The organism is Thiocapsa roseopersicina (genome assembly GCF_900106925.1).
GTDB classification, from domain to species: Bacteria; Pseudomonadota; Gammaproteobacteria; order Chromatiales; family Chromatiaceae; genus Thiocapsa; species Thiocapsa roseopersicina.
The window spans coordinates 107,887-133,623 of sequence record NZ_FNNZ01000004.1 but is presented as its reverse complement, the minus strand read 5'-3'; the positions used below and the strand labels follow the sequence as shown (position 1 = coordinate 133,623).

Below are 25,737 nucleotides of genomic sequence, written 5' to 3'. Positions count from 1 at the left end.
TGCCTGATCGATGTCATCGCGGGCACTGAATCTTCCGATTAGCCTGGCCTCTTGCCGGGATGCGATCCGGGCAAGCGGTGTTGCGATGGAGGCGGGCAGGATGAGGGCTGATCGGGTCGGACGGTTTTCTCGACGATGACGGGATCAGCTTACGCGCTCGCATTCGTCGTCGGGCTGCTCAGTGCCATGCACTGTATCGGCATGTGCGGCGGGATTACCGGTGCCTTGAGCTACTCGCTGCCGCCCGAGACGCGCAACGATCGTAAACGGCTCGGTCTGTTCGTGCTGGCCTTCAACCTGGGGCGGATTGCCAGCTATGCCGCAGCCGGAGCGGTTTGGGGCGCGTTCGGCGCCGCGCTGCTCGGCTCGGGCGCATCTCCTTGGCTCTTCGAGGGCGTGCGCTGGCTGGCCGCCGGCATCATGATCGGCATCGGGCTCTATATCGGGGGTTGGTTTCCGCGATTCACGACAATCGAGCGCGTCGGTGTTCCCCTTTGGCGGCGACTGGAGCCGCTCGGCCGACGCCTCTTGCCGGTGACCACGCTGCCGCGCTCCGTGCTGTTCGGTATGGTCTGGGGGTGGTTGCCTTGCGGGCTGGTCTACAGCATGCTTCTGAGCACGCCTGCGCAAGGCGGGGTTCTGGCCGGGGCGCTCTACATGGCCCTGTTCGGCGCGGGAACCTTGCCGATCTTGGCGCTGGGCGGTGTTTTTGCCGGGCAGCTCTTTCGGTTCGGGCAGGACCGACGCTTTCAGGCCATCGCAGGCCTCGGTGTGATCCTGCTCGGACTCTTGACCCTGATCGCGACCCTGAATGTGACCTAGAATCAGCACGGAAAACCGGACGTGCCCGAGAGAGCGCCTCGAGCGCATTCGGGCCCACACGAGAACAACGCAAGCGATTTCGGACGTGGTTTCATGACGACACTGATTGGCCGCTCCCCCGCCTTTACCCGACTCCGCAATGCCCTGTCGATGGTTGCCGCGACCGACGTGGGTGTCTTGTTGCTGGGTGAGCCCGGCACCGGAAAAGAGACCCTTGCGCGCGAGATCCATGCGAGCAGCACCCGTCGTGATGGCCGATTCGGCGTGCTCGCCTGCACGGGAGCGCCGCCCGACGCGCTCGATCGGTGCTTGTCGACGTTTGCGCAGGACGCTCCGGGAACACTCTTTCTGGACGAGGTCGGTGATCTGAATGCGGCGGATCAGGCACACCTGCTGCACCTCATCGTGGAACAAGACGCTGCCCGCGACGGGGCTCCCTCCGGATCCGGGCTGCGTATCATCGCGGCCTCGGCTCTGGATCTGGATCGCTTGGTTCAGCAGGGCGCGTTTCGGCGCGATCTCTATCTGCGGCTCTGCGTCGTTCCGCTGGAGGTGCCGCCCTTGCGTGAACGGGCGCTCGATATCCCTGCGTTGACGCAGCACTTCATCGCGACGGCCGCGGCCCGGCATCGTCTCGACCCGCCGCGGCTGAAGTCCGGTGCGGAGCGCCTGCTGCGCCGCTACACCTGGCCGGGCAATCTTCGCGAGCTTGCCAACCTGTGCGAGCGTTTGGTTATCCTCCTGCCCGGCACCGAGGTGGGTCCCGAGAACCTGCCCGGCGAGGTGGTGCGGGGGACACCGCAGACAGAGACGGACATCGGCTTCTCGCTCCCGCCGCACGGGATCGATCTCAACGACCTCGAGGCGGAGCTGATCCGCCAAGCCCTCTCGCTGGCCGGCGGGAACAAGAGCCGGGCCGCACGCCTGCTCGGGCTGACTCGGGATACGCTCTTGTATCGGCTCCAAAAACACTTGATCACCGGCTAAACCGCGTCCCGCTGTGCTCCGGCGATGTTGCTGTGTGATGCGACGATTGGAGCGGTTCCCGACAGTCGGCGCCGGACGCGGTTTAGGAGATAGAACAATAGAAAAATTCGATTCCTGAGCCGCGTCCTCTCCGGCGATGCCGGAACGCGCCTCGCCGAGAGACCGCTCGAAAGGATGCATGTACCGCCGACGCGGCTCAGCGCGGTTCAGCAGGGTTCAATGGAGTCGCTGACCGCTGCACCATTTGTCGAAATACCGCTGCATCACCTCGCGGACGTGCGGCGGATAATCCAGAGCTTCCATTTGCCCCATGCCCTCGCGGAAGAAATAGGGGGCGTGATCGGGCAGTTGCTCCCCGATGGCGTCGAACGCCTCTTCCATCAGGACGGGCTCATGACTGCGCGTGGCGACGATCCCGCGGTTGATCAGGAGGACGAGCCAGGGGTCGGTCGGGTCGGTCGGGTCCATACCTTGGACGCGGTCCGCGCCGATGCCCTCTGCAATCTCCCCCATCAGGCCATAGAGCTCGGCCAGCTCATCCGGTTGTTCTAATTGGTTTGCGAGGGTGGCCAAGGCATTGACCACCTCCTCCGGGTGTTGCAGCTCGCAGCCCCGGCGCAGCATCCAGCACGCGAAAGGCACGGCGAGGACCTCGACGGCTTGCGCCTGCAACTTGAGGTTCAGGCGACGGGCGACCTCGGCGATCTGTCGCAGCAGGCCGAGTCCGTGGTCGATCAGGGCGTCGGGCTCCGCGCCTGTCGCCGCGCGCAACGCCTGCGCCGATTCGCCGCGCGATTCGGCCTCGCTCGCACGGACGGTGTCGAGCAACTGTGCAAGTCCGCTCAGCGGTACCTGCGGTGCGGGCTCTACCGTCTGCTCCGAGTCGTCGTAGGCGCGCTGGATCTCGTCGCCGAGTCGCGAGAGCTCTTCTGCGATATCGCTGAGGTCGACCTTCGGGAGCATGGGCTGATCATCCTGGCAACATGAAATAACCGAGGTCGGATCGACCGATCCGGCCTGCGTCCTGGAGCTGCGCTGCGTCGAGTTGTTGCAAGCGAACTCCGACCGCCCTACCTGGAAAATATAGCAAGAGCGTCCATCCCCGTCTCGTGCGCGACCCTACGCCGGCCCGAGGCATGCGCCCGCTGGATCAGTTAGACTAGAGCCATGATAAAAAGCCCCGATCTTCACAGTCACTCGACGGCCTCCGACGGCACGCTCTCCCCCGGCGCGCTGATGCAGCGCGCGTGTGCGTCCGGTGTACGGGTCATCGCCCTCACCGATCACGATACCACCGAGGGCTTGGCCGAGGCGCGAGTCGCGGCCGACGCGCTCGACCTTCGTCTCATCCCGGGGGTGGAGATCTCGGTGACCTGGGGCGGCCGCACCGTTCATATGGTCGGGCTCAACATCGACCCCGAGAATGTCGCACTTCAGACCGGACTGAGCCGGCTGCTCGCCTATCGCGGCTGGCGCGCCGAGGAGATCGGGCGCCGTCTGGCCAAACAGGGCATCGAGGGCGCTTACGAGGGCGCGAAGGCCTTCTCGAACGGCCGCCTGATCGGCCGCACCCATTTCGCCCGCTTCCTGGTCGCGCAGGGCCATGCGCTCGACCTTCGGGATGTCTTCAACCGCTATCTGGTCAACGGCAAGCCCGGTCATGTCAGCGGCGAATGGGCGACACTCGAAGAGGCGACGCATTGGATCACGGGCGCGGGCGGCCAGGCCGTCATCGCGCATCCGGCGCGCTACAAGCTCACGCGCACCCGCTTGCTGAAGCTGCTCGGCGAGTTTCGCGAGTGCGGCGGTGTGGGTCTGGAGGTGGTCTCCGGGAGCCACAGTCGGGACGAGGTCTTCAATTTCGGTTGCGTTGCACGCGATCACCGCATGCTTGCCTCCGCCGGTTCCGACTACCACGGTCCTGAAAATCCTTGGATCGATCTGGGACGTCTGCCCGCCCTGCCGCCCGTCTGTACGCCGATCTGGCACGACTGGCCCGAGCTCGACGAGGAGCCGAGTCTCCGTCGAGTCGCAGCCGGTTGATTTCGGGCCATGGCGCAGTTCTTTCAGATCCATCCTGCGAACCCGCAGACGCGCCTGATCCGGCGCTCGGTCGAGATCCTGTTGGAGGGGGGCGTTATCCTCTACCCGACAGACTCCTCCTATGCGCTCGGCTGTCAGATTGGCGAGAAATCGGCGATGGAGCGGATCCGCCGCATCCGCAGACTCGACGACAAGCACAACTTCACCCTCGTCTGCCGAGATCTTTCCGAGATCACGACCTATGCCAAGATCGACAACCAGGCATTTCGTTTGCTTAAAAGTCTGACGCCGGGCCCCTACACCTTCATCCACGAGGCGACCAAGCAGGTCCCGCGGCGATTGCTTCATCCCAAGCGCAAGGCGATCGGCATCCGGGTGCCGGACAACGAGATCTGCCGTGCTCTGCTCGGCGAGCTCGACCAACCTATCCTCAGCACCACGCTGATCATGCCGGGCGACGATCGACCCCTGACCGATCCCGAGGAGATGCGCGAGCTGCTCGACAAGCAGGTCGATCTCATCATCGACGGGGGGTTCTGCGGACTCGAGCCGACCACCGTGGTCGACATGACCGCGGAGCCGCCGAGCCTGGTACGGCTCGGCAAGGGCGATGCGACCCTTTTCGAGGAATGACCCGCGGCACCGAGGTGTGCCGGGTATAATGCCGCGATGGAAGCCCTGAACCCCTACCAATTGCTGGCCGTCCTCGCCATCCCGGTGCTGTTTGCAATCACGGTGCACGAGGCCGCGCACGGCTGGGTCGCGAGCAAGCTCGGCGATCAAACCGCCTTGATGCTCGGGCGTGTCACCTTCAATCCCATCAAGCACATCGATCCGATCGGGACCATCGTCGTCCCGCTCGCGACCTTCTTTTTGGTGGGTTTCCTGTTCGGCTGGGCCAAGCCGGTGCCGGTCAACTGGCGCAACCTGCAACATCCGCGTCGCGACATGGCCTTGGTGGCGATCGCGGGTCCCGGCGCGAACCTGCTGATGGCGCTCTTTTGGGGCGGCATGATCAAGCTGGGTGTGTTGCTGGTGCCGGTCAGCGAATGGATTGCCCTGCCGCTCGTCTACATGGGCGCCGCCGGAATCCTGATCAACGTCTTCTTGATGGTCCTGAATCTGGTCCCGCTGCTGCCGCTCGACGGCGGGCGGGTGCTGAATGCCCTGCTTCCGCCGAAGGTGGCCGCACACTTCTCGCGGCTTGAACCCTTCGGTCTCATCATCCTGCTGGCGCTGCTGATTACCGGGCTCCTGGGTGCCGTCCTGCTTCCGATCGTGATCGGGACCGTGGGCCTGCTCCCCGGCTCGGCGATCGTGAGAGAGCTCTTCTTCGTCTGATTACGAGGCTGCGAACCCTTGACTTCCGTCTCCGCACACCATTCGCGCGTCCTCTCCGGGATGCGTCCCACGGGTCGTCTCCACCTGGGTCACTATCACGGTGTCCTGAAGAACTGGCTGGAGCTGCAGCACGAGTACGAGTGTTTCTTCTTCGTCGCCGATTGGCACGCCCTGACGACGCACTACGAGGATCCCTCGATCATCCCGACGAGCACCCGCGAGATGGTGATCGACTGGCTGGCCGCCGGGATCAATCCGGGCTCGGCGACACTCTTTATCCAATCACGCGTCCCCGAACACGCCGAGCTGCATCTGCTGCTGTCCATGATCACGCCCTTGGGTTGGCTCGAGCGGGTGCCGAGCTACAAGGACCAGCAGGAGAAGCTCAAGGAGCGCGATCTTGCGACCTACGGCTTCCTCGGCTATCCGCTGCTCCAAAGCGCGGACATCCTCATGTACAAGGCCGGCCAGGTGCCGGTCGGCGAGGATCAGGTTGCCCATGTCGAGCTGACGCGCGAGGTCGCGCGGCGCTTCAATCACATCTACGGTCGCGAGTCCGGCTTCGAGGAGAAGGCGGAAGAAGCCAAGCGAAAGATGGGGAAGAAGAACGCCAAGCTCTTCGATGGACTGAGGCGTCGGTACCAGGAGCAGGGCGACCAAGAGGCTTTGAGCGTGGCCCATGCCCTCTTGGAAGGGCAGGCCAACATTACCCTGGCCGATCGCGAGCGGCTGCTCGGCTATCTGGAAGGCGGCGGGCGCGTCATCCTGCCCGAGCCTATGCCGCTGCTGACCAAGGCGTCCAAGATGCCGGGTCTGGACGGGCAGAAGATGTCCAAGTCCTACGGCAACACCATTGCATTGCGCGACGAGCCTGCCGATGTGGAGAAGGCGCTGCGGACCATGCCGACCGACCCGGCGCGCGTGCGTCGCACCGATCCGGGTGATCCGGAGAAGTGTCCGGTCTGGCAGTTCCATCTGGTCTATTCGAACGATCAGGTGCGCGACTGGGTGCAGCAGGGCTGCCGCTCCGCCGGCATCGGCTGTCTGGAATGCAAGCAGCCGGTGATCGACGGGGTGCTCGCAGAGCTGATGCCGATGCAGCAACGCGCCCGGGAGTACGCGGCTCAGCCGGAGCTGCTGCGCAACGTCATCAACGACGGCTGCGAGCGTGCCCGCGATGTCGCGCACGAGACGCTCGAAGAGGTGCGGCATGCGATGTCGTTGGTCATGAACTAAACCGCGCCTGGCGTTCATGCGATGGCGCGAGGTGCTCTCGGTGTTGCAGCCATCGTTTGGCGACGGTGGGGCGCGGTTTAGGGAATTTCAGGGAAAGGCAACACCGGCGTGTAGGTGCGAATTTATTCGCACACACAAAGCCATTCAGGTCTTTCGGCATGCGCAGTCGGAATGTGCATTCCAGAAAATCACCTTAAAAATCGAATGATATTAGGGTTTTGAGTATGGCGGACGAGGGCGCGGACCGGCAGCCGCCGCCGGGGCAACAGCAGGAGATGCCGCTCGAGGCGGCGCCCTTCGCAATGGTTCGGGGCCTGCCGTTTCTGACCTTGCCCGTGGATCTCTACATCCCGCCGGATGCGCTCGAGATCTTTCTGGATGCCTTCGAGGGACCGCTGGATCTGTTGCTCTATCTGATCAAGCGACAGAATCTCGACATCCTGGACATCCCGATCGCGGCCATCACAGCCCAGTACATCGAGTATGTCGACCTCATGACCGAGCTGCGCCTGGAGCTGGCGGCGGAGTATCTGGTCATGGCCGCGATGCTCGCCGAGATCAAATCCCGAATGCTCTTGCCGCGTGTGCAGGCGGCGGAGGAGGAGGGCGAGGACCCGCGCGCCGAGCTGGTGCGTCGGCTCCAAGAGTACGAGCGGTTCAAACAGGCGGCGCAGGACCTGGATGGACTTCCCAGGCTCGAGCGCGATGTCTTTTCCGTCCGGGTCGAGGTGCCGCACGGCCATGTTCAGCGCGTCCCGCCGGATGTCGATTTCCGCGAGCTGCTCCTGGCGATGCGCGAGGTCATGGCACGCGCCGATCTCTTCACACGCCACCGCGTCGAGCGCGAGTCCTTGTCCTTGCGCGAGCGCATGTCGTGGGTGCTCGAGCGTCTGAGCGACGGCGGATTCCTCGCCTTCACGGATCTCTTCGATGTCACCGAGGGGCGCCCCGGGGTCGTGGTGAGCTTTCTTGCGCTTTTGGAGCTGATCAAGGCGGCGACCTTGGAGCTGGTCCAGGCCGAGCCGTTCGCGCCCATCCATGTGCGCCTGCGCGAGACCGCGGCGGGCGAAATCCTCGACGAGGCGGAACTTGCTTAAACAGATTGTCGAGGCCGCGCTGGTCGCCGCGGGCGGGCCACTGACGCTGGATCAGCTCCAGGCGCTGTTTCTGGACGACGAGCGCCCGTCGCGTGCGGAGCTGCTCGCGGTGATCGCCGCGCTGCAGGAGGACTATGCCGATCGCGGTCTGGAGATCGTCGAGGTCGCCGGCGGTTGGCGCACGCAGGTGCGCGCGAGCATCGCCCCCTGGGTCGCACGTCTTTGGGACGAGCGTCCGCCGCGCTACTCCCGCGCACTGCTCGAAACACTCTCGCTGATTGCCTACCGCCAGCCGATCACCCGCGGCGAGATCGAGGACATCCGCGGGGTCGCCGTCAGCACCCAGATCGTCAAGACCCTGACCGAGCGCGAATGGATCCGCGTGGTCGGCCATCGCGACGTCCCCGGTCGCCCCGCACTCTTCGCCACAACGCGCAAGTTCCTGGATTATTTCGGTCTGCGCTCGCTCAACGAGCTGCCGACCCTCGCCGAGATCCGCGCCCCGGACTTCCTGATCGACGAGGAGTTGAGGCTCGAGGAGCCGACCCGGGACGGCGCGGATGAAAAGCCCCGAGACGACGCTGGTGTATGATCGCCGCGAGGCATCCACACCCAGTCGTAGGATGGGTAGAGCACAGCGAAACCCATCCTCCAACCCGAGAACCTTCATGAAAACCGACCGACGCCTGCCCCCATCCCCGCCGCCGCCTCCCGCCGAGGAGCCCGTGCGCCTGCAAAAGGCCCTCGCCGACGCGGGCCTGGGCTCGCGGCGCACCATCGAGGGCTGGATCAGCGAGGGGCGGATCCGGGTCAATGGCGATCTCGCCAAGCTCGGCGATCGGGTGACCAGCCGGGATCGGATCCGCATCGACGGGCAAGACGTCAAGCTCAAGGGGCGGCGAGACAAACTTCCTCAGGTCATCGCCTACCACAAGCCCGAAGGCGAGCTGGTCACGCGCCGCGATCCCGAGGAGCGTCCGACGGTGTTTCGGCGTCTGCCCAAACCCAAGGAGGGCCGCTGGATCGCGGTCGGTCGGCTCGATATCAACACCTCCGGGCTCATCCTCTTCACCACCGACGGCGAGCTGGCCAACCGGCTTATGCATCCCTCGCGCGAGGTCGAGCGCGAGTACGCCGTGCGCATCCTCGGGGATGTGCCCGAGGGAACGCTCGAGCGCCTCGCCGCCGGCATCGAGCTGGAAGACGGGCTCGCTAAGTTCGACGCCGTCACCGAGCGCGGCGGCACGGGCGCGAACCGCTGGTTTCATGTCGTCCTGCGCGAGGGCCGCAACCGCGAGGTACGCCGCCTCTGGGAGGCCGCCGGTTGTCAGGTGAGTCGCCTGATCCGCATCCGCTACGGCAATATCGAACTCGGCCGGCGCCTCTATACCGGGAACTGGCGACCCCTGTCTGAGGACGAGCAAAAGACCTTGATGGCGCAGGCCGGTCTGACACCGCCGGTGCCCAAGCGCCGGCAGGTCCGCCCCGGGGCAAAACCTTGGCAGTCCAAACAACCGAGCGGCGAGTCCCCCTTCGCGCGCGGTCCCAAGTGGGGTCGGCCCCGCGGCGATCGCTGAGTGATCCATCTTAGTCCCTCTCCCCTTGAGGGAGAGGGGTTGGGGAGAGGGGGAGAATCAACCGGAATGGCTTCGTTGTTTCTGAGCCGTTACTCAAGGGCACTCGGGCTCGATCGGATTCGGACATCTTTAGCGAGGAGTGAGTCATGGTCACTGCAATCGTTCTCATCAATGTCGCACGCGACAGGATCAACGACATCGCCGACGAGCTGGCCGGGATGACCTCAATCTCCGAGGTCTTCTCGGTCAGCGGCAACTACGATCTAATCGCCATCGTGCGAGTCGTGCACAACGACGATCTTGCCGAGCTGGTCACCAACCATCTGCTCAAAATCGAGGGGATCGAGAAGACGAATACACTGCTGGCCTTCAAGGCGTATTCGCGGCATGACCTCGAGGCGATGTTCTCCGTATAAAACGCGCTTGGGAGTATGGGATCTTGTTGGATGGGTTTGGCGTTGTCGATCTCTGCGAGCTTGGAGCGGCGCGTTTTATGTGATTTTTTGGGAGTTGCGGGGTCGGTGGTCGTCCGCAGTCGACGAGTCGATCAGGCTTGGGGTGTGTTGAACCTAGATCCGGCAGTTGAACGGCCCCTGGAGTGCGTCCCGCGCGGTGTCCGGCAAGGCGCGACGAGGCGGCGTAGTGGTTCTACGCCAACGAGTTGCAACGCAGTCGGGCGCCGCGCGGGGCGTGCTCCAGGGGCCGTAGCGGCCTTCACCCAGCCGGTGAGCCGTCAGACTAGCGCGATCGTCAAGGCCGTCGAGACCTTGAATGAAGCACGAAGCGGTCAACTGCCGGATCTAGGTTGAATGGTTCGGCCGGGATCGTAGAGCTGTAATCGACCCGCCGGCCGTCAGGCCGGGAAGGGTCACCGGTTGCGCTATTTCCATTTGGGTGTACTCTAAATGCCATATCGCATTTGGAGTGTTTGTCATGGAATCGCAAGCAAGAGTTTTCCGGATTCCGGTGTTTTCCGGAGTCGCCGACGCCGATATCGCTCCCGGAGGGGGGGCGACGGTATTTCTGCGGCTTGGGCTCCCGACCGATCGGGCGGGACTGGTTGCGGAGAGTCGCCGTGGTTTTCCGGTTGCCGTGATCGAGCGGCTCGCCGAGGTGCTTGATCGGCCGCAGCAGACCCTGCTGCGGATCGCCAAGATTGCACCATCCACCCTGACCCGGCGTCGGCGCAGCCCAGACGGGCGCCTGTCTCCGGAAGAGAGTGACCGTGTCTACCGGATCGCGGCCGCGTTCAGCGATGCGTTGGATCTCTTCGAGGGCGACGCCTCCGCCGCGTCCGGGTGGCTCGGCGAGCCGGCGAAGGCGCTCGGCGGGACGGCGCCGATCGAGCACCTGGATACCGAGGCCGGTGCCACGCAGGTGCATGACCTCATCGGACGTCTGGAGCACGGCGTCTACAGCTGATGCGGATCTATCGGCTCGTCAAGGAACGATTCGCCGATACGGCGTTGGACGGCTCGGGCGCGAAAGCCTACGGCGGACGCTGGAACCGCAAGGGTCATGCTGTGGTGTACGCCTCGGACAGCATCGCGCTGGCGGCTCTGGAGCTGTTGGTGCATCTGCATCGCAGCGAGGTGCTCAATCGGTATCGTCTGGTCACCCTCGATCTTCCCGATGACGAGGTGCTGATTCTGGATGACGCAGGCCTGCCCGGGGACTGGCGAGAGGATCCCGCACCCGACTCGACCGCGGCGATCGGTACCGCTTGGTTGACCGGCGGCCAATCGCTCGCACTCTCGGTTCCGAGTGTCCTGATCCCGCAGCAACGCAACCTGCTGTTGAATCCCGCTCATGGGGCGTGCGCCGAGGTGTTCGCGACGGCGACCCTGCAACCCTTCGATTTCGATCCGCGTCTTGTCCGTTGATCCGATTGCGATCGGCGGGATGCCGATCGGGACACGACCTCGGATGTCGGCACTATGAGCAGACCCCGGTTCATCGACCAGCGCACCGCGATCCTCATCGTGGTCGCCAACATGATCGGCACGGGTGTCTTCACGACACTCGGCATCCAAGCGGCCGGCATCCCGGACGGCGCGGCCTTGCTGTTGCTCTGGCTGATCGGCGGTCTCATCGCGCTCTGCGGCGCACTCTCCTATGCGGAGCTGGCCGCTGCCCTGCCGCGCTCGGGCGGCGAGTATCACTTCCTGTCGCGCATCTACCATCCCCTGCTCGGTCAGTTGGCCGGCTGGGTCTCCGTGACGGTCGGGTTCGCGGCCCCGGTGGCCTTGGCGGCGATGGCGATGGGGCACTATGCCGCGACCGTTCTCCCGGCGCCGCCCACGGCGATTGCGGTGACGGCCTTGGTCATGGTCACCGCCGTGCACGCCTTCGACCTGGATCTGGGCCGGCGCGTGCAGGTCGCCGCGACCTGGTTGAAGATCGTCGTCATCCTGCTGTTCTGCGCCGTGGGGCTCGCGTTGCCGGCGACCTCGGGCAGCCTCTCGGTCTTGCCCTCCGCGACCACGCTCGAGGCGGTCTGGAGTGCGCCCTTTGCCGTGTCTTTGATCTATGTCGCCTATGCCTACTCGGGATGGAACGCCGCAGCCTATGTGGTGGACGAGGTCCAGGACCCGCACCGAGCGGTCCCGCGCGCACTGCTGCTCGGCACGCTGATCGTCACGCTGTTGTATCTTCTGCTGAATCTGACCTTCCTGCGCACCGTCGAATATGATGCCTTGGTCGGTCGCGTCGAGGTCGGTGCGCTCTCCGCCGAGACCATCTTCGGTGCCGTCGGCGGGTATCTCATGAGCCTGGTGCTGACCCTCTTGTTGGTCTCGACCGTCAGCGCCATGGTGCTCGCCGGACCGCGTGTCCTGGAGCGTATCGGCGAGGATCTCCCGTTCTTCCGATCGCTCAGTGTCCGCAATCGGCGCGGTGCACCGACCCGGGCGGTGCTGCTGCAACAGGGTCTGGCGCTCGGGATGATCCTGACCGGCTCGTTCGAGGGCGTCTTGAGCTTTGCCGGCTTCACGCTCACACTCTTCGCGGTCATTACTGTCGCCGGTGTCATCCGTCTGCGTCGGCGCGAGCCGGACCTGTCGCGACCCTTTCGGGTGCCCTGGTATCCGCTGCCGCCGCTGGTGTTTATCCTGGTCAGTCTGGCGAGTCTGCTGTTCCTCGCGCTGGAGCGGCCGCTCCCGGTGTTGCTGGCCGCCATTCTGCTTGGTCTGGGCTGGGTGTCGGTGAGGCTCTCGGAGCGGCCCTGAGGGACGCGTTATCGCCGTTCACGCCCTCGCAGCCCAAACCATGTCCGTCTCCGCTGTTCCGGAATCATCATGCTGACCCTCATCTGCCCCGGTCTGCTCGGCCCGATCCCGGCGGCTCCGGAGACACTCCCGAAGGCCTCGGCCATCGATCGGCTGCTCGCGCGCGCGGATCCCATCCCGACCGGCGGCCATGACGCTGCGACGGCCCTTCTGAGTCACTTCGGCGTCTCGACCGACCCCGAACACGATACCCCGACGGCCTCGATCAGTCTCTTGGGCGAGGCAGCGGACGTTCGTTGCGACGGCTATTGGATGCATGCCGATCCGGTGCATCTGCGCCCGGATCGCGACCGTCTACTGCTTTTCGCGGGCGCCAGTGTCGCGCCCGATCGGGCGGAGGCGGATGCCCTGGTCGCGCTCTTCAACAGCCATTTCGCCGTCGATGGGCTGAGGCTGACGGCGCCGCACCCGAGCCGCTGGTATCTGCGATCGGATCGGGACTTGGTCCTGCGCACGGAGCCGCTCGAGCGTGTGATGGACGGGCCTGTCCCGCTCGATGTCCCCAGCGGTGCGGATGCCCGGCGCTGGCGCGGCCTGATGAACGAGGTCCAGATGCTCTTCTACGGGAGCGAGGTCAACCGTCTCCGCGAGCAGGCCCGGCGTCCGGCGATCAATGGCATCTGGACCTGGGGCGGCGGTAGGCTGCCGGAGCGCTCTGGCGAACCGCCGGACGCGGTGGTCGGGGATGATCCGCTGTCCGCGGGTCTGGCGTGCTGGTGCAGCGTTGCGCATCGCGCGCTGGAGGGATGGTCGCCGCAGGATTCGCTTCCCGGACGCCGCCATCTCGTGCTCTGGAACCGGCTCGGTGCGGCGCTCCTGGAGCGGGATCTCGCGGCTTGGTCGACGGCGTTGGTCGCATTGGATGCGACGATCGCCGTGCTCGAAGCGCAGCTCAAAGGCGGAGGTCTCGACGAGCTCCTGCTCGACCCCTGCGCTGGCAGTGCTTATCGGCTGACGCGATCGACGGCTCGGCGCTTTTGGCGTCGCGCCGGATCGATACAGAGCCTGGTGCGGCGCGCTTGAGACCGGACCCAGCTGTTGAACCGCAAAGAACGCAAAGAACGCAAAGGCGTTCAGGTTGCCATCGCGACGAGTGTGGGTTTGAGCAGAGCGAGTGCATCGGCGGTCGCGAGCGAGATGATGTAGCCGCGCTTGCCCCCGTTGATGTAGATCCGCGGCAGCGCGGCGATCCCGCTTTCGCAGTAGACCGGCATAGCGCGACGTGTGCCGAAGGGTGAAGTGCCGCCGACCTGATAGCCCGAATGCTTGTCCGCGATCGCGGGCGCGCAGGGCTGGATGCGCTTGACGCCGATCGTTCGCGCCAGCGCTTGGGTGGAGACCTGCCGGTCGCCGTGCATCAGGACGATCATGGGGTTGCCCCGCTCGTCCTCCATGATCAGGGTTTTGACGACCAGATACTCGTCGACACCATGCTCACGCGCGAACTGCGCCGTTCCGCCCCCGTCGATGTAGGTATAGGGGTGGTCTTCGAAGGCCACCTTGGCGGCGCGCAGCGCGCGGATGGCTTGCGTGACGGGAGCTTTCGAGCCTTTCATGCCGAACCGCGTTCAGAGTGAATATCGCTCTCTAAGGTAGCCCAGTCTGTCGAGCGTACCAAGCCTCTCGGCGTCGACGCGGATCAGGATATTAGTTCAGAAGCTTCGGTGACTTCCGAGAAGGCTTCTGCCGATGTGTAGGGGCGACTTAAGTCGCCTCTACAGGCTTGTTATGACGGGATCCCGAATGTCGCGAGGCCGTTACCATTACCAGTGGGATGTCCCGGGCTCGCCTTTGAAGGGGCCCACGATATCGGCGGTGATCCAGCCGCCGTAATAGCCGCCGGGCTGTGCACGAACGCGCTCTCCGCCGAGAAAACAGGCGACGCGTCCGGGATAGAAACAGATCCAGCCGGCAGAGTGCTCGAAGCCCGCGAGCGGTTCCGGATAGCACCAGGCGACGTCGGTCGCTGGTGTGGCGGAATCCTCAAGCCGGAAATAGCGTGCCTGACCTTTCCACTCGCAGAAGCTGCGCATCGGCGAGACCGTCAGGAGGTGCATCGCGACGTCTTGCGGCGGGACATAGAGTGTCGGCGGGCTTCCGGTCTCGCAGACTCGAACCGCACGGTGCGACTCGGCCAGGGTCAGAGTTCCGGCGAGGACCCTGACGGGGCGCGGTTCCGGGAGGATCACGGGCGGGCGAGGGTAGTCCCACACCGACTCCTGCCTGGGACCGGGCTCGACGGCGAAGTCGGGTCGTGTCTGCCCGCGAAAGCGCCAGGCGGCGCGGGCGCGGGCAATTCGGGGGTCGTCTTTCGGCATCTCGGGTACGGGCTGTCCTCAGGAGATACTCTGCCACACCAGGGTACGGTTGTTCACCGGCATCGGGTGATCCGCGATCAACTCCATGCCGTTGTCGCGGGCCATCCGGACGAGGAGGTCGAGATCCCGGATGCCCATCGCGGGGTCACGCGAGCGCAGCATGGCGTCGAAGCGTGCATTGCTCTCGCTGGTGTAGCGACCGCCGATGTTGAAGGGGCCGTAAAGGACGAAGCAACCACCGTCGACCAGGACGCGGCCGACCCCTTCGAACATGGCCTCGACCTGCGCCTCGGACATGATGTGGGCAGTGTTGGCGCTGAACACGGCATCGAACCGTTCGTCGGGCCAGCTGCCGGTGACGTCGAGCACGCGCACGGGCGGTAGATTGGGCAGGGCGGCATCGTCCAGCCAGGCACGGATTCCGGGGAGATAGTGCGCGCAGTCGCTGGTTTGCCACACCAGATGGGGCAGGGCGGCAGCGAAGAAGACCGCGTGTTGACCGGTGCCGCTTCCGATCTCGAGGAGGCAACGGGCCTCTTGAAAGAGCGGGCCGATCACGTCGAGAATCGGCCGCTTGTTTTCTTCGCAGGCTTCCGAGTAGGGTTTATCGATCGGATACATGGTCTTCGCCGTTGGGGATGACTCGGGTCGGGGATCGATCGGGATCCCGATGCTCGCATGTTCGGGCCATGTTGGACGCGGTGTCGCCCATTGCGTCATCCCGGACGTCGGGGCACGCGGGTCGATCGACAACCGGCTTCGCGACGCAACGGGACGAAATGGCATCGGATCGGTCCGCGCGATCCGTTATGCTGGGTACCGCGCCGACTGCGCAACGCAGACCTCCGAAAAGGGCGCCGCCGGTGCGCAGGTCGGCACCGAATCGACTTCTACTGACGCGATACCGGGAGACGGTTACATCGTGGAGACACCTTTGCACCACATCCTTGCCGGACCCGTGCGGCGACCTCGCCGTTTTCGCGCGGGCGGGCGAGTAGGCGTCGTCGCTGCGGGTTGGCTGCTCGGGCTCGCCGTCTCGGTCGCCGGTTGTGCGGGTGTTCGTCCGGATCTCCCGGTCGGCGCCGAGTCCGAGCCGGCTCCAAGTGTCGTGCGTGCGGCGGAACCTCCGCGATGGCAGGGCGTGGACGAGACCCTTGCGGACGACGCGCGGCCTTCCGACGTACTTCCGGAGGGTTCGTCTCCGGCGGAGGCGCGTCCGTCCGGGGGCGTCCTGTTCAACGATCCCGGCGCGCCGCCAGTGCTTTTCAGCCAGGATCCCGAGATTCTGCGGGCCGAGGTGGCGGCCGAGTGTCTGTCTGCACGATCCATGTCGATCTCGATCCGGGACGGGCTCGATGCCTTGGTGGCGAGTCTCTATTCGTCCGTGATCGATCCGGCCGAAGGCACCGAGGCACTGATCCTCGGCAACTGCGCGCCGCCGACGGACATCGTACGCGAGATGGTCGCAAAGGGGGGCGAGCAGGTCCTGACCCCCGTCGCGGAGAGGGCGCGCGCACTGAGCGCACCTCGGGCGCGACGCGCGATCGAGACGGCGGCGGCCGACGGGCTCACGCGGAATCTTGAGTTGAACGGCTCGGGCAGCGGTCCGACGCGTCTCGCGCGCGACCACGCGATGGCCTATTTCCCGTCGGAGGGGTCGGCGGTGCGCATCGAGACCTCAAACGGCATCGATCGTCTGTACCGACGTGCGGTGCCTGGTTTCGGCGTCTACACCTTCATCATGGTCGGCCCGAACGTCGAGCGTCTTGCGCAGCCGGATCAGGCGCGTCACCGCGAGCTGTTTCGACTCGTCGAGACCTACGCAGCGTCCGGCGGCGATGCCGAGGCCGCGCCGCGCCCCGACGCCCACGTCTTTCTCATCCCGGTCGATGCAGAGCTCGGCGGGATGCCCTTGTTCAACCAGGTCGCCGCGGATCTCTCGGATCGCATGCGCAAGCAGTTGATCGAGGATCTGCGCGGGCAGGGCGAGGCGGACATCGCGGCGCCTCTGCAAAAGGGCTCCGGTCCCTTCCTCGTTGCTGCCCTCGAGCCGGATCTCCTGTCCGGCGGAGCCGGCGCTTACAGACTCGTCGCGGATCTCTCCGGCCTCGAAATCGAGCACCTGTACGGTGTCGTCGATGCCTTCGATCGCGGTATCGGCCCCGAGCTCGCCGGCCGCCCGGAGAGTCTGGCGGCGATCCGCGATCGACTCCGCGGCGTGCGCGGGCCACAATCCGGCAATGCGGGGACGGTGGCGACCGCAGAGCCGGTATGGTTTTTTATGCTGGGGGGGCCGGGCGAATCCGGAGCCGGAGCAGGAGCGGCGATCGGTCGTTTGATGCTCGGCGTTGCGGCCCTCTTGAAGAACGAGCCGCCGAGTGCCTGACGCGCTCGACGCCAGGGAGTGCAGACGAAGACGATGAATATCATTCCAACCGGTGTGGGCAGCTTGGTTCGTTTCCTGATCGGGATCTTTCTGCTCCAGGGTGTCACGGGGCTCTTGGTCTACACCGCCTTGAGTACCGACTGGCAAACGACTTGGCCGCTCTTTCTGTTGTTGGGCGGCTCGATCGGCACGCTGGTCGCCTTTTGGTTCAATACCATCGTTGCGGCTGATCGCCATCGCACCGTCTCGCGGGTCAGCGAGCGTTTCTCCAAGGAACGCGAGAAGATCCGCGTCAAGGCCGAGCAGATTCGTGCGAAGGTCGGACGCGACAACGCGGTCCTCCAGGCCAAGGTCCGGCATCGCGGCTCGATGGGTGCCAACCTCAAGACCGGCGTCGTCGTCGGCGGTGCCGTGGGTCTCGGCGTGGCCATGATGCTGGCTCAGTTCGTCACCCTCGGGCTGCTGACCCTGACGACGGCCGGAGGTGCTGCGCTCGGCTACACCGCCCGGGTGCGACAGGAGAAGCATCTCGCCGCCAAGCGTCTCGCCGAGGAGGAGCGCATGCTCATGATGATGGACGGCGACCCGCCGCCGCGCCGTTTGACGGGTCGTAAAGGCCGGCGTGCCGATTCGGATGTCGACTGATCCCGCAGCATTCAACCTTAACGATCCGAATCAAGGATCCGAACCGAGGAAGGCTCCATGGCCGAGATGACAAGCTATCCACCCGGGACCTTCTGCTGGGTCGATCTGGCGACCAATGCCCCCGAGGCCGCGAAGACCTTTTACGGCGAGATCTTCGGCTGGACCTCCGAGGATCTCCCGACCGACTACGAGGTGCCTTACAGCATCCTGAAACGCGACGGCAAGCGAGCCGCAGCACTCTACGAGATGGCGCCCGAGCAAGGCGCCTTTCCCTACTGGGCGAGCTATGTCCGAGTGATGGACGTTCAGGCGAGCGCGGAGCAGGCCGTCGAGCTGGGCGGACGCTTGGTGATGCCTGCGGTCGATGTGATGCAGCTCGGGCGCATGGCCTTCATTCAGGATCCCACCGGCGCCGTGCTCGGACTCTGGGAGCCGGGCTCGCTGTTCGGCGCCGAGCTGGACAACACCTACGGCGCACGCAGCTGGAGCGAGCTGCAGACCCGCAACACCAAGGCCGCCTCGCGCTTCTACGAAGACCTCTTCGGCTGGACCGCACGCACCAGCAAGAGCTTGTTGGACGGGCGTTACACGCTGTTCGAGCTCGACGGCAAGGAGGTCGGCGGCATGATCGAGCTCGACGCCGAATGGGGCTCGATGCCGCCGAACTGGTCGATCTATTTCGGCGTCGAGGACTGCGATCGTGCCTTGGCGACAACCAAACGCCTCGGCGGCAGCATCGTCATGGATCCGAAGGAGGTCGAGAATGTCGGCCGATTCGCCTTTCTCGGCGATCCGCAGGGTGCCATCTTCGCCGTCATCCAATTCGGGCATCCTTGACGCGTGTCGGTTTTCTTTGGACGTTTTAAACCGCGTCCAGAGCGAGATGCTCATGTTCGAGTGCGCTCGACGTTTGGTGCATCCACGACCCTTAGCGGAGACGCGGTTTAAGATAATATGCTTTTAAATATCTTAAACCGCGCCGGCTCCAACGGCCGTCAAGTCTGCCGGGGCCGATCCCATCCAAAAACATCGCATATCGCGCTTGGCGCGGTTTAGATCCCGGTTGACCCTATGTCGATGACGCAAACCCCCAAGATCGGATTCATCAGCCTCGGCTGTCCCAAGGCGACGGTGGATTCCGAGCGGATCCTCACGCAGCTGCGTGCGGAGGGCTACGGCATCCCGCCGAGCTACGAGGATGCCGATCTCGTCATCGTCAACACCTGCGGCTTTATCGACGATGCGGTCGAGGAGTCGCTCGACGCGATCGGCGAGGCGTTGCACGCCAACGGTCGCGTCATCGTGACGGGTTGCCTGGGTGCGCGTGCCGAGATCGTCCGCAAGGCCCATCCGGAGGTCCTCGCGGTGACGGGTCCGCATGCACTCGACGAGGTAATGGCTGCGGTGCATGCGCAACTGCCGGCGCCGCATGATCCCTTCGTCAGCCTGGTGCCGCCGCAGGGGGTGAAGCTCACGCCGCGGCACTTTGCCTATCTCAAGATCTCGGAGGGCTGTAACCATCGGTGCAGCTTCTGCATCATCCCGAGCCTGCGCGGCGATCTGGCGAGCCGCCCGATCGGCGAGGTGCTCGCAGAAGCCGAGCGGCTGGTGGAGTCGGGGGTACGCGAGCTTCTGATCATCTCGCAGGACACCAGCGCCTACGGGCTGGACCTGCGCTACCGGCCGGATTTCTGGAAGGGCCGGCCGCTCAAGACCGATACGGTCAACCTGGCGCGCGCACTCGGCGAGCTGCCGGCCTGGGTCCGACTGCACTATGTCTATCCCTATCCGCATGTGGACGAGCTGATCCCGCTGATGGCGGAGGGGCTGATCCTGCCGTATCTCGACATGCCGCTGCAGCACGGGAGCGAGCCGATTCTGCGGGCGATGCGCCGTCCGGCGGCGACCGAGAAGGTGCTCGACCGGCTCTCGCGCTGGCGCGAGCAGTGCCCGGAGCTGGTCATGCGCAGCACCTTCATCGTCGGTTTTCCGGGCGAAACCGAGACGGAGTTCGAGGAGCTGCTCGACTTCCTGCGTGCCGCTCGGCTCGACCGCGTCGGCTGTTTCCCCTATTCGCCGGTCGAGGGTGCGACCGCCAACGCGCTGCCCGATCCTGTCCCGGAGCCGGTCAAACACGAGCGGGTTGAGCGCTTCATGGCCGTGCAGGCCGAGATCAGCCGGGCGAAGCTCGCCGAGCGCATCGGTCAGCGGCTGACAGTGCTGGTCGACGAGGTCGGGGAGGACGAGGTGATCGCCCGCAGCTACGCGGACGCACCCGAGATCGACGGCGAGGTCATCATCGCCGGCGGCTGGGAGTTGGATCCGGGGGATTTCATCGAGGTCGAGGTCACGGATGCAGGCGACCATGATCTCTGGGCGCAGCCGGTGACCGATTAAATCGCGTCCGGTCCGACATGCGGCCTCGGAGTCTGGGGCGGGATCCTCGAGTGCAGGCGCAGCCGGTGCCGACGCGATTTAAGTGATTAAAATATTTTATTTTTCTGAACCGCGTCTCGCCGAGGCTGTCGTGTGGCACGAGGTTAAGGCAAAGGACGAAGCGATTTTGATCGCTCCGGACGCGGTTCAGTGGGCCTCAGAACGCGGGGCCGGCCTTCTTGCCCATCTTCTTCAGGATCACGGCCAAGGGGCAGAATCCGGTGAAGGCGGACTGCAGGAGGTTCAGGCCGACGAAGGCCGTGAACCACATCCAGTAGGGGCTGACGTAGTGCGCAAGCAGGAGCGAAATCAGGATGAAGGCGCCGGCTACGGCAAACACGATGCGCTCGATCGACATGAATATCTCCAAAGGTTGGGATTGCGGGTTGGGAAGGACGAATATCCTGTGGGATATTAAAGAACGCTTATACTCGGTTCAAGGTCGATTGACGTAAGGTTTTTGCCGAGCGGATGAGGGTAGCTGCCCCGTGGACGTCGACGCCTTTCCGCGCTTGCTCGAAGCCCTGATGCGGCCGGATGCCTATCCGCATCCAGTCGATGCGGTCGAGCACATCGAGACGCACATCTCGCATGTGTTCCTCGCCGGCGCATTCGCCTACAAGCTCAAGAAGCCGATCGACCTGGGTTTCCTCGATTTCTCGACACTGGAACGTCGCCGCCGCTGTTGCGAAGAAGAGCTGCGGCTGAATCGGCGCCTGGCGCCGGATCTCTATATCGGTGTGGTCGGCGTTACCGGCACGCCAAGCGCGCCGCGTATGTGCGGGTCCGGTCCGGTGCAGGAGTATGCCGTGCAGATGCATCGTTTCCCGCAAGAGGCCCTGCTCGACCGTCAGGCGCTGTCCGGCGAGGTGATCGATCGTTTGGCCGAAGAGGTCGCGGCGTTTCATACCCGGATCCCCGTCGCCGACACCGAAAGCCCGTTCGGGACACCGGAAGCTGTACTTGCCCCCATGGTCGAGAATCTGGCGCAGATTCGCTCCCGCGCCCTGCTGCCGGATCCGTGTGAATGCCTGGATCGTCTCGAAGCCTGGACGCGTGCGCGTTGGCAGGTCCTCATCCCCATGATCGAGCGTCGGCGCCGCAACGGCTATGTCCGCGAGTGTCACGGCGACATGCATCGCGGCAACATCGCCTTGGTCGACGGTGAGATCCGCATCTTCGACGCGATCGAGTTCAATCCCTTCCTGCGTTGGATCGATACGGCGAGCGAGATCGCGTTCCTGATCATGGATCTGGATGAGTCGGGTGCAGCGCCGTTGGCGCGGCGTTTCCTGAACTGCTATCTCGAGTGCTGCGGCGACTTCGAGCTGCTGGCCATGCTGGATCTCTACAAGGTGTATCGCGCGCTCGTCCGGGCCAAGGTCATGGCGATCCGTCTCGGGCAGGCCGATCCGGATTCAGTACAAGAGTCACGCGATCGAAGCACCTACATCCGTTATCTGGAGCTTGCCGAGTCCTACACGGCCCGCACCCGCCCGCCCCGTCTGCTGATTGCGTGCGGCTTCTCGGGGTCCGGAAAAAGCTGTTTGGGGCGCCAGCTCCGCGAGGCGCTGCCGCTGATTCACCTGCGCTCCGATATCGAGCGCAAGCGACTCTTCGGCATCTCCGAGGCCGTCTCCACCCGGGCCTCGCTCGACGCCGGGATCTATTTTCCGACCGCGACCGAATGGACTTATGCCCGGCTGTTGCGTCTGGCGGAGGCGATCCTCGGCTATGGTTACGACGTACTGGTGGATGCGACTTTTATCACCGGCGCGCGGCGCGCACGCTTCTGGGATTTGGCGCGACGACGTGGTGTGCAGGCCGTGATCCTGGCCCTGGATGCTCCCTTGGAGGTGCTGCAGGAACGCATCATCTTTCGTCTCGGCGCAGGCGACGACGCCTCGGATGCGAATCTTCAGGTCTTGAGCCGCCAGCATGCGGCCTGTGAACCATTGGCTTCCGAGGAACGTGCCCGCGCGGTCTTCATCGATACCAGCCGAACCCCTCCATTGGCTGAGGTGCTCGCACGGATCGAGTCGGCCTTCGGCTCGGTGCACGCGTCTACCGAGCAATGAGTACCACGCCGGCGAGCATCAGCACACCTCCCGGCAGACGGGTCGAGAGTCCGGTCTCGCGGAAGATCAGGACGCCGTAGAGGATGCCGAAGAGCAGGCTGGTGCGTTTGACCGCGATCATGTAGGCCACCTCGACCTGTTGCACGGCAAGGAAGTGCGTGTAGACCATCAGCCCCGTCAGGACACCGACGAGCAGCACCGGTCCGGGTCGGCCCGCCAGCTTGAGCAGAATCCGAGGCCGCGGCAACAGGATCAGCAGACAAACGGCCGCGCCCAGCAGTGCAAAGTAGAAGGCCCCGAAAAACTCCGGGTCCATGTGGCGCATGGCCCCTTTGCCCAGGGTCGCGGTCACGGCATAGATAGCGGCCACCGCGAGCATCATCCGCGAGCCGGGCTCCTCGACGATGGCCGCGAAGGGACGTGTCCAGCTTCTCCAGTCACCTCGTTCGGCGTGTCGGCTGTTGAGCAGCCAGGCGCCTGCCACCACCAACCCCACACCCGCCGCACCGAGCGGACTGACCTCTTCGCCGAGCAGCACCCAAGCCACCGCGACGACGAACACCGGGGTAAAGGCCAGGTAGGGCAGGGTGAGCGAGAGCGGATGGTCGCGGATCGCCGCCATGTAGAGCAGCATCGCGGCGATCTCGAGCGGGATCAGGGCGGCGATCCACGCCCAAAAGGCCGGTGGCAGATCCAGTACCGGCGGCATGCCGACCAGCAGCGGTGTCATGAGGAGCCCGACGACGCCGAAGCGCACGACGACCAGCTCGCGGGCCGAGAAGCCTTGCAGCCATGCCTTGGTTGCGGCGTCTGCACTCGCCAGGGAGAAGGCGCAGAGCAAAGAGAGGCTGACCCAGTCCATGGCGCCGCGCGCGAGGCCCGCCGGCTAAGGCCGCGGCTCGGGCGGCAGCTTGGCGGTCAGGACCTCGGTTCCAGCGCCCGGACGATGCGCCTGCTCACTGAGATGGCGTCGCCATGCGCGCGCGCCGGGTTGGCCTTGGAAGAGACCGAGGATGTGCCGGCTCATGGCGCTCAGCGGCGTGCCCCTCGCCAGCTCGCGCTCAACGTAGGGCAGGAAGGCGTCGAGAACCTCGTTGCGCGTCGGTGCGCGACGGGCATCCCCGAAGATCAGCCGGTCCGCCTCTGCTAGGATCCAAGGGTTGTGATAGGCCTCGCGACCGATCATGACTCCGTCGAGCGTCTCGAGAAACCGTTTGGTCTCGTCCAGGGTCTTGATGCCCCCGTTGATCGCGATCGTCTGGTTCGGCAGATCGCGCTTGAGCTGCTCGACCACATCGTAGCGCAACGGCGGGATGTCGCGGTTCTCCTTCGGGCTTAGTCCGGCGAGCCAGGCCTTGCGCGCATGCACGACGAGCGCGTCGCAGCCGGCATCGGTCACGGCGCCGGCGAAGGCCAAAAGCTCGCCGTAGCTGTCGCGATCGTCGATTCCGATCCGGGTCTTGACGGTCACCGGTACCGCGACGGCGTCCTTCATCGCGGCCACGCAGTCCGCGACCAGTCTCGGCTCGGCCATCAAGCAGGCGCCGAACCGGCCGTTTTGCACCCGGTCCGACGGACAACCGACGTTGATGTTGATCTCGTCGTAGCCCCGATCGGCACCCATCCGTGCACAGCGCGCCATGTCCTGCGGGTCTGACCCGCCGAGCTGGAGCGCGATCGGGTGCTCGGCGGGATCGAAGCCGAGGAAGCGCTCGCGCTCCCCGTGAATCAGCGCACCCGTGGTCACCATCTCGGTATAGAGCAGGGTGTATCGGCTGAGAAGACGCAGGAAATAACGGCAGTGCCGATCGGTCCAGTCCAACATGGGCGCGACAGACAGGCGGCGGTCCAGCACAGGTGCGGGGAGGGAAGACAAAGACGTGCCTTGCAACGGGTGGTTAAACGAACAGATGTCAGGAAAGATTCAAAAACAGCAGAGAAACGTAGGATGGGTAGAGCGCAGCGAAACCCATCCTCCAAACCGCCGCGTTTCCGGATTTCGGTCTGACGTCCTTAGCGCAGGCTGGATGGGTTTCGCTGGCGCTCTACCCATCTTACCATCGGTCGATTGCAGCTTCTGCGATCAGGAGCCCTGACCCGGACGTCTGACCGGCTCCTTGAGGGTGACCAGCTCCTCGGCGCTGCTCGGGTGGATCGCCACGGTCGAGTCCAGATCGGCCTTGGTTGCGCCCATCTTCACGGCAACGCCGAAGCCCTGCATCATCTCGTCGACACCGTCGCCGATCGCGTGGATGCCGACTATGCGCTCCTCGGGACCGACGCAGACCAGCTTCATGGCGGTCTTGGGGCCGTGCGCGTTGAGTGCATAACGCATCGGGGTGAAGCTCGTCTCATAGACCGTCAGGGTGTCGCCGTAGCGCTCGCGCGCTTCGGGTTCGGTCAGCCCGACCTTGCCGATCGGCGGGTGTGCGAAGACCACGGTCGGGACGTTCTCGTAGTCGAGCTTCAGATCCGGCTTGCCGCCGAACAGGCGCTCGGCCAGGCGGCGCCCTGCGGCGATGGCGACCGGGGTCAACGGCTCGCGGCCGATCACATCGCCGAGCGCATAGATCCCGGGGACGTTGGTGTTCTGATACGCATCGACCGGGATGATGCCGTTCGGCTGCATCGCGACGCCCGCGGCCTCCAGGTCGAGCTCGCGCGTGTTCGGTGTGCGTCCGACCGCCCAGAGGAGGGTGTCGAAGCCGCCCAGACGCTCGCCGTCGCGTGCGACCAGTGCGAGGCCATCGGCATTCTTTTCAAGCGCGGCGACCGCGAATTCCAGACGCATCTTGATGCCGTCGGCCCCCATGTTCTCCATCAGCGTCTCGCTGATCAAGGGGTCGAAAAGAAAGAGCATGCGGTCCTCGAGCGCCACGATGGTGACCTCGGTGCCGAGTGCCCGCAAGACACCGGCGAGCTCCACGCCGATGTAGCCGCCGCCGATGATGGCGACGCGCTTGGGTTGAGTCTCCAGCGCGAAAAAGCCGTCGGAGGTGATGCCCAGCTCGGCGCCCGGCATCCTCGGCACGATCGGACGCCCGCCGGTCGCGATAACGATGTGGTCGGCGCTGTAGTGATCCTCGCCGACCGCGATGGTCTTGGCATCGACGAAGCGCGCCTGACCTTCAATGCGTGTGATGCCTTGCCGCTCGACATAGCCGTCCCAGTAGCCGTTGATATCGGCGACATAGCGATTACGCCCCGCAACGAGCATGGGCCAGTCGATTCCCTCGGACTGTGCCTTGACGCCGTAACCGGGCGCGTCGGCAACAGCTGCCGCCAGATTGGCGCCATACCACATGACCTTCTTGGGAACACAGCCGGCGTTCACGCAGGTGCCGCCGAGCTTTCCCGTCTCGACCACGGCGACGCGGCGTCCGAGCTGCGCGGCTTTCTCGGCCACGGCCAAGCCGCCGCTCCCGCCTCCGATGGCGATCAGGTCGAAATGCTGACTCATTCTATTGACTCCCGGTCCTGTCTT

At 64.9% G+C, this 25,737-nt stretch carries 27 protein-coding genes; 19 read left to right on the top strand and 8 right to left on the bottom strand.

What is annotated here, in order from left to right:
* Positions 1-135: 135 nt before the first annotated feature.
* The gene (locus BLV04_RS06495) at positions 136-822 is read left to right on the top strand and encodes a sulfite exporter TauE/SafE family protein (protein ID WP_093029258.1); all 687 of its coding nucleotides are present in this window, start codon (positions 136-138) and stop codon (positions 820-822) included.
* A 93-nt stretch (positions 823-915) separates the two neighbouring features.
* Positions 916-1,809: a sigma 54-interacting transcriptional regulator gene (locus tag BLV04_RS06490; protein WP_093029256.1), complete on the top strand. Its 894-nt coding sequence runs from the start codon at positions 916-918 to the stop codon at positions 1,807-1,809.
* 216 nt (positions 1,810-2,025) lie between these two features.
* On the opposite strand, the gene BLV04_RS06485 is transcribed toward BLV04_RS06490, so the two are convergent.
* Positions 2,026-2,772, bottom strand: a complete 747-nt coding sequence (locus BLV04_RS06485) for a hypothetical protein (RefSeq protein WP_093029254.1) — start codon at positions 2,770-2,772, stop codon at positions 2,026-2,028.
* Positions 2,773-2,976: 204 nt separating this feature from the next.
* Here BLV04_RS06485 and BLV04_RS06480 point away from each other — a divergent pair, with 204 nt between their 5' ends.
* The 12 genes from BLV04_RS06480 (at position 2,977) to BLV04_RS06425 (ending at position 13,413) form a co-directional block, all read left to right on the top strand.
* The gene (locus tag BLV04_RS06480) at positions 2,977-3,852 is read left to right on the top strand and encodes a PHP domain-containing protein (RefSeq protein WP_093029253.1); all 876 of its coding nucleotides are present in this window, start codon (positions 2,977-2,979) and stop codon (positions 3,850-3,852) included.
* 9 nt (positions 3,853-3,861) lie between these two features.
* On the top strand, positions 3,862-4,485 hold the full coding sequence (locus BLV04_RS06475; protein ID WP_093029251.1) for an L-threonylcarbamoyladenylate synthase: 624 nt from the start codon (positions 3,862-3,864) through the stop codon (positions 4,483-4,485).
* Between the two features lie 36 nt (positions 4,486-4,521).
* Complete coding sequence (locus BLV04_RS06470) at positions 4,522-5,193, top strand: site-2 protease family protein (protein WP_093029249.1); 672 nt, start codon at positions 4,522-4,524, stop codon at positions 5,191-5,193.
* Between the two features lie 18 nt (positions 5,194-5,211).
* Positions 5,212-6,429, top strand: coding sequence for a tryptophan--tRNA ligase (locus BLV04_RS06465; RefSeq protein ID WP_093029247.1), 1,218 nt, complete (start codon positions 5,212-5,214; stop codon positions 6,427-6,429).
* 224 nt (positions 6,430-6,653) lie between these two features.
* Positions 6,654-7,526 (top strand): segregation and condensation protein A, encoded by an 873-nt coding sequence (locus BLV04_RS06460; RefSeq protein WP_371828634.1) that lies wholly within the window; start codon positions 6,654-6,656, stop codon positions 7,524-7,526.
* On the top strand, positions 7,519-8,118 hold the full coding sequence (scpB, locus tag BLV04_RS06455; RefSeq protein ID WP_371828633.1) for an SMC-Scp complex subunit ScpB: 600 nt from the start codon (positions 7,519-7,521) through the stop codon (positions 8,116-8,118). The genes BLV04_RS06460 and scpB overlap by 8 nt, the downstream gene beginning before the upstream one ends.
* 76 nt (positions 8,119-8,194) lie before the next feature.
* A complete protein-coding gene (gene rluB / locus BLV04_RS06450; RefSeq protein WP_093029243.1) occupies positions 8,195-9,103 on the top strand; it encodes a 23S rRNA pseudouridine(2605) synthase RluB in 909 nt (302 codons plus the stop codon).
* A 146-nt stretch (positions 9,104-9,249) separates the two neighbouring features.
* A complete protein-coding gene (locus BLV04_RS06445; protein ID WP_093029241.1) occupies positions 9,250-9,519 on the top strand; it encodes an Lrp/AsnC family transcriptional regulator in 270 nt (89 codons plus the stop codon).
* Positions 9,520-10,036: 517 nt separating this feature from the next.
* The gene (locus BLV04_RS06440; RefSeq protein WP_093029239.1) at positions 10,037-10,525 is read left to right on the top strand and encodes an Xre family toxin-antitoxin system antitoxin; all 489 of its coding nucleotides are present in this window, start codon (positions 10,037-10,039) and stop codon (positions 10,523-10,525) included.
* On the top strand, positions 10,525-10,986 hold the full coding sequence (locus BLV04_RS06435; protein WP_093029238.1) for an RES family NAD+ phosphorylase: 462 nt from the start codon (positions 10,525-10,527) through the stop codon (positions 10,984-10,986). The genes BLV04_RS06440 and BLV04_RS06435 overlap by 1 nt, the downstream gene beginning before the upstream one ends.
* A 54-nt stretch (positions 10,987-11,040) precedes the next feature.
* The gene (locus BLV04_RS06430) at positions 11,041-12,330 is read left to right on the top strand and encodes an APC family permease (RefSeq protein WP_093029236.1); all 1,290 of its coding nucleotides are present in this window, start codon (positions 11,041-11,043) and stop codon (positions 12,328-12,330) included.
* Positions 12,331-12,399: 69 nt separating this feature from the next.
* Entirely contained in the window at positions 12,400-13,413 is a 1,014-nt protein-coding gene (locus BLV04_RS06425; RefSeq protein WP_093029234.1) for a phosphoglycerate mutase, read from the top strand.
* A gap of 50 nt (positions 13,414-13,463) precedes the next feature.
* On the opposite strand, the gene BLV04_RS06420 is transcribed toward BLV04_RS06425, so the two are convergent.
* From BLV04_RS06420 to BLV04_RS06410, 3 genes are all read right to left on the bottom strand, one after another.
* Positions 13,464-13,946 (bottom strand): YbaK/EbsC family protein, encoded by a 483-nt coding sequence (locus BLV04_RS06420; protein ID WP_093029232.1) that lies wholly within the window; start codon positions 13,944-13,946, stop codon positions 13,464-13,466.
* A 207-nt stretch (positions 13,947-14,153) separates the two neighbouring features.
* Entirely contained in the window at positions 14,154-14,708 is a 555-nt protein-coding gene (locus BLV04_RS06415) for a DUF427 domain-containing protein (protein ID WP_093029230.1), read from the bottom strand.
* Between the two features lie 18 nt (positions 14,709-14,726).
* Positions 14,727-15,329 (bottom strand): DUF938 domain-containing protein, encoded by a 603-nt coding sequence (locus BLV04_RS06410; protein WP_093029228.1) that lies wholly within the window; start codon positions 15,327-15,329, stop codon positions 14,727-14,729.
* Between the two features lie 301 nt (positions 15,330-15,630).
* Here BLV04_RS06410 and BLV04_RS06405 point away from each other — a divergent pair, with 301 nt between their 5' ends.
* From BLV04_RS06405 to rimO, 4 genes are all read left to right on the top strand, one after another.
* Positions 15,631-17,094, top strand: coding sequence for a hypothetical protein (locus tag BLV04_RS06405; RefSeq protein WP_139191867.1), 1,464 nt, complete (start codon positions 15,631-15,633; stop codon positions 17,092-17,094).
* A 33-nt stretch (positions 17,095-17,127) separates the two neighbouring features.
* Positions 17,128-17,739, top strand: a complete 612-nt coding sequence (locus BLV04_RS06400) for a hypothetical protein (protein WP_093029224.1) — start codon at positions 17,128-17,130, stop codon at positions 17,737-17,739.
* 57 nt (positions 17,740-17,796) lie between these two features.
* Positions 17,797-18,576 (top strand): VOC family protein, encoded by a 780-nt coding sequence (locus BLV04_RS06395; RefSeq protein ID WP_093029222.1) that lies wholly within the window; start codon positions 17,797-17,799, stop codon positions 18,574-18,576.
* 234 nt (positions 18,577-18,810) lie between these two features.
* On the top strand, positions 18,811-20,136 hold the full coding sequence (rimO, locus tag BLV04_RS06390) for a 30S ribosomal protein S12 methylthiotransferase RimO (RefSeq protein ID WP_175534515.1): 1,326 nt from the start codon (positions 18,811-18,813) through the stop codon (positions 20,134-20,136).
* Between the two features lie 196 nt (positions 20,137-20,332).
* On the opposite strand, the gene BLV04_RS06385 is transcribed toward rimO, so the two are convergent.
* Entirely contained in the window at positions 20,333-20,533 is a 201-nt protein-coding gene (locus BLV04_RS06385; protein ID WP_093029220.1) for a YgaP family membrane protein, read from the bottom strand.
* A 130-nt stretch (positions 20,534-20,663) separates the two neighbouring features.
* Between BLV04_RS06385 and BLV04_RS06380 the strand changes: the two genes are divergently transcribed.
* On the top strand, positions 20,664-22,253 hold the full coding sequence (locus BLV04_RS06380) for a bifunctional aminoglycoside phosphotransferase/ATP-binding protein (protein ID WP_175534514.1): 1,590 nt from the start codon (positions 20,664-20,666) through the stop codon (positions 22,251-22,253).
* Here the strand turns inward: BLV04_RS06380 and BLV04_RS06375 are convergent.
* The 3 genes from BLV04_RS06375 to gorA all read right to left on the bottom strand — a co-directional run bounded on the left by BLV04_RS06375 (position 22,240) and on the right by gorA (position 25,713).
* Positions 22,240-23,115: a DMT family transporter gene (locus BLV04_RS06375; protein WP_093029218.1), complete on the bottom strand. Its 876-nt coding sequence runs from the start codon at positions 23,113-23,115 to the stop codon at positions 22,240-22,242. The genes BLV04_RS06380 and BLV04_RS06375 overlap by 14 nt on opposite strands.
* Before the next feature lie 24 nt (positions 23,116-23,139).
* Complete coding sequence (gene dusA, locus BLV04_RS06370) at positions 23,140-24,078, bottom strand: tRNA dihydrouridine(20/20a) synthase DusA (protein WP_245731760.1); 939 nt, start codon at positions 24,076-24,078, stop codon at positions 23,140-23,142.
* Between the two features lie 258 nt (positions 24,079-24,336).
* Positions 24,337-25,713, bottom strand: a complete 1,377-nt coding sequence (gene gorA / locus BLV04_RS06360) for a glutathione-disulfide reductase (RefSeq protein ID WP_093029212.1) — start codon at positions 25,711-25,713, stop codon at positions 24,337-24,339.
* Between the last annotated feature and the right edge of the window lie 24 nt (positions 25,714-25,737).

Excerpts from the sequence above, each read along its gene's own strand:
- BLV04_RS06400 (WP_093029224.1), top strand. The coding sequence starts at position 17,128 with ATGAATATCATTCCAACCGGTGTGGGCAGCTTGGTTCGTTTCCTGATC.
- BLV04_RS06480 (WP_093029253.1), top strand. The coding sequence starts at position 2,977 with ATGATAAAAAGCCCCGATCTTCACAGTCACTCGACGGCCTCCGACGGC.
- rluB (WP_093029243.1), top strand. The coding sequence starts at position 8,195 with ATGAAAACCGACCGACGCCTGCCCCCATCCCCGCCGCCGCCTCCCGCC.
- BLV04_RS06375 (WP_093029218.1), bottom strand. The coding sequence starts at position 23,115 with ATGGACTGGGTCAGCCTCTCTTTGCTCTGCGCCTTCTCCCTGGCGAGT.
- BLV04_RS06460 (WP_371828634.1), top strand. The coding sequence starts at position 6,654 with ATGGCGGACGAGGGCGCGGACCGGCAGCCGCCGCCGGGGCAACAGCAG.
- BLV04_RS06415 (WP_093029230.1), bottom strand. The coding sequence starts at position 14,708 with ATGCCGAAAGACGACCCCCGAATTGCCCGCGCCCGCGCCGCCTGGCGC.
- BLV04_RS06420 (WP_093029232.1), bottom strand. The coding sequence starts at position 13,946 with ATGAAAGGCTCGAAAGCTCCCGTCACGCAAGCCATCCGCGCGCTGCGC.
- BLV04_RS06435 (WP_093029238.1), top strand. The coding sequence starts at position 10,525 with ATGCGGATCTATCGGCTCGTCAAGGAACGATTCGCCGATACGGCGTTG.
- BLV04_RS06440 (WP_093029239.1), top strand. The coding sequence starts at position 10,037 with ATGGAATCGCAAGCAAGAGTTTTCCGGATTCCGGTGTTTTCCGGAGTC.
- dusA (WP_245731760.1), bottom strand. The coding sequence starts at position 24,078 with ATGTTGGACTGGACCGATCGGCACTGCCGTTATTTCCTGCGTCTTCTC.
- BLV04_RS06410 (WP_093029228.1), bottom strand. The coding sequence starts at position 15,329 with ATGTATCCGATCGATAAACCCTACTCGGAAGCCTGCGAAGAAAACAAG.
- BLV04_RS06485 (WP_093029254.1), bottom strand. The coding sequence starts at position 2,772 with ATGCTCCCGAAGGTCGACCTCAGCGATATCGCAGAAGAGCTCTCGCGA.
- gorA (WP_093029212.1), bottom strand. The coding sequence starts at position 25,713 with ATGAGTCAGCATTTCGACCTGATCGCCATCGGAGGCGGGAGCGGCGGC.
- BLV04_RS06490 (WP_093029256.1), top strand. The coding sequence starts at position 916 with ATGACGACACTGATTGGCCGCTCCCCCGCCTTTACCCGACTCCGCAAT.
- BLV04_RS06385 (WP_093029220.1), bottom strand. The coding sequence starts at position 20,533 with ATGTCGATCGAGCGCATCGTGTTTGCCGTAGCCGGCGCCTTCATCCTG.
- BLV04_RS06445 (WP_093029241.1), top strand. The coding sequence starts at position 9,250 with ATGGTCACTGCAATCGTTCTCATCAATGTCGCACGCGACAGGATCAAC.
- BLV04_RS06425 (WP_093029234.1), top strand. The coding sequence starts at position 12,400 with ATGCTGACCCTCATCTGCCCCGGTCTGCTCGGCCCGATCCCGGCGGCT.
- BLV04_RS06430 (WP_093029236.1), top strand. The coding sequence starts at position 11,041 with ATGAGCAGACCCCGGTTCATCGACCAGCGCACCGCGATCCTCATCGTG.
- BLV04_RS06475 (WP_093029251.1), top strand. The coding sequence starts at position 3,862 with ATGGCGCAGTTCTTTCAGATCCATCCTGCGAACCCGCAGACGCGCCTG.
- rimO (WP_175534515.1), top strand. The coding sequence starts at position 18,811 with ATGTCGATGACGCAAACCCCCAAGATCGGATTCATCAGCCTCGGCTGT.
- BLV04_RS06395 (WP_093029222.1), top strand. The coding sequence starts at position 17,797 with ATGGCCGAGATGACAAGCTATCCACCCGGGACCTTCTGCTGGGTCGAT.
- BLV04_RS06495 (WP_093029258.1), top strand. The coding sequence starts at position 136 with ATGACGGGATCAGCTTACGCGCTCGCATTCGTCGTCGGGCTGCTCAGT.
- BLV04_RS06470 (WP_093029249.1), top strand. The coding sequence starts at position 4,522 with ATGGAAGCCCTGAACCCCTACCAATTGCTGGCCGTCCTCGCCATCCCG.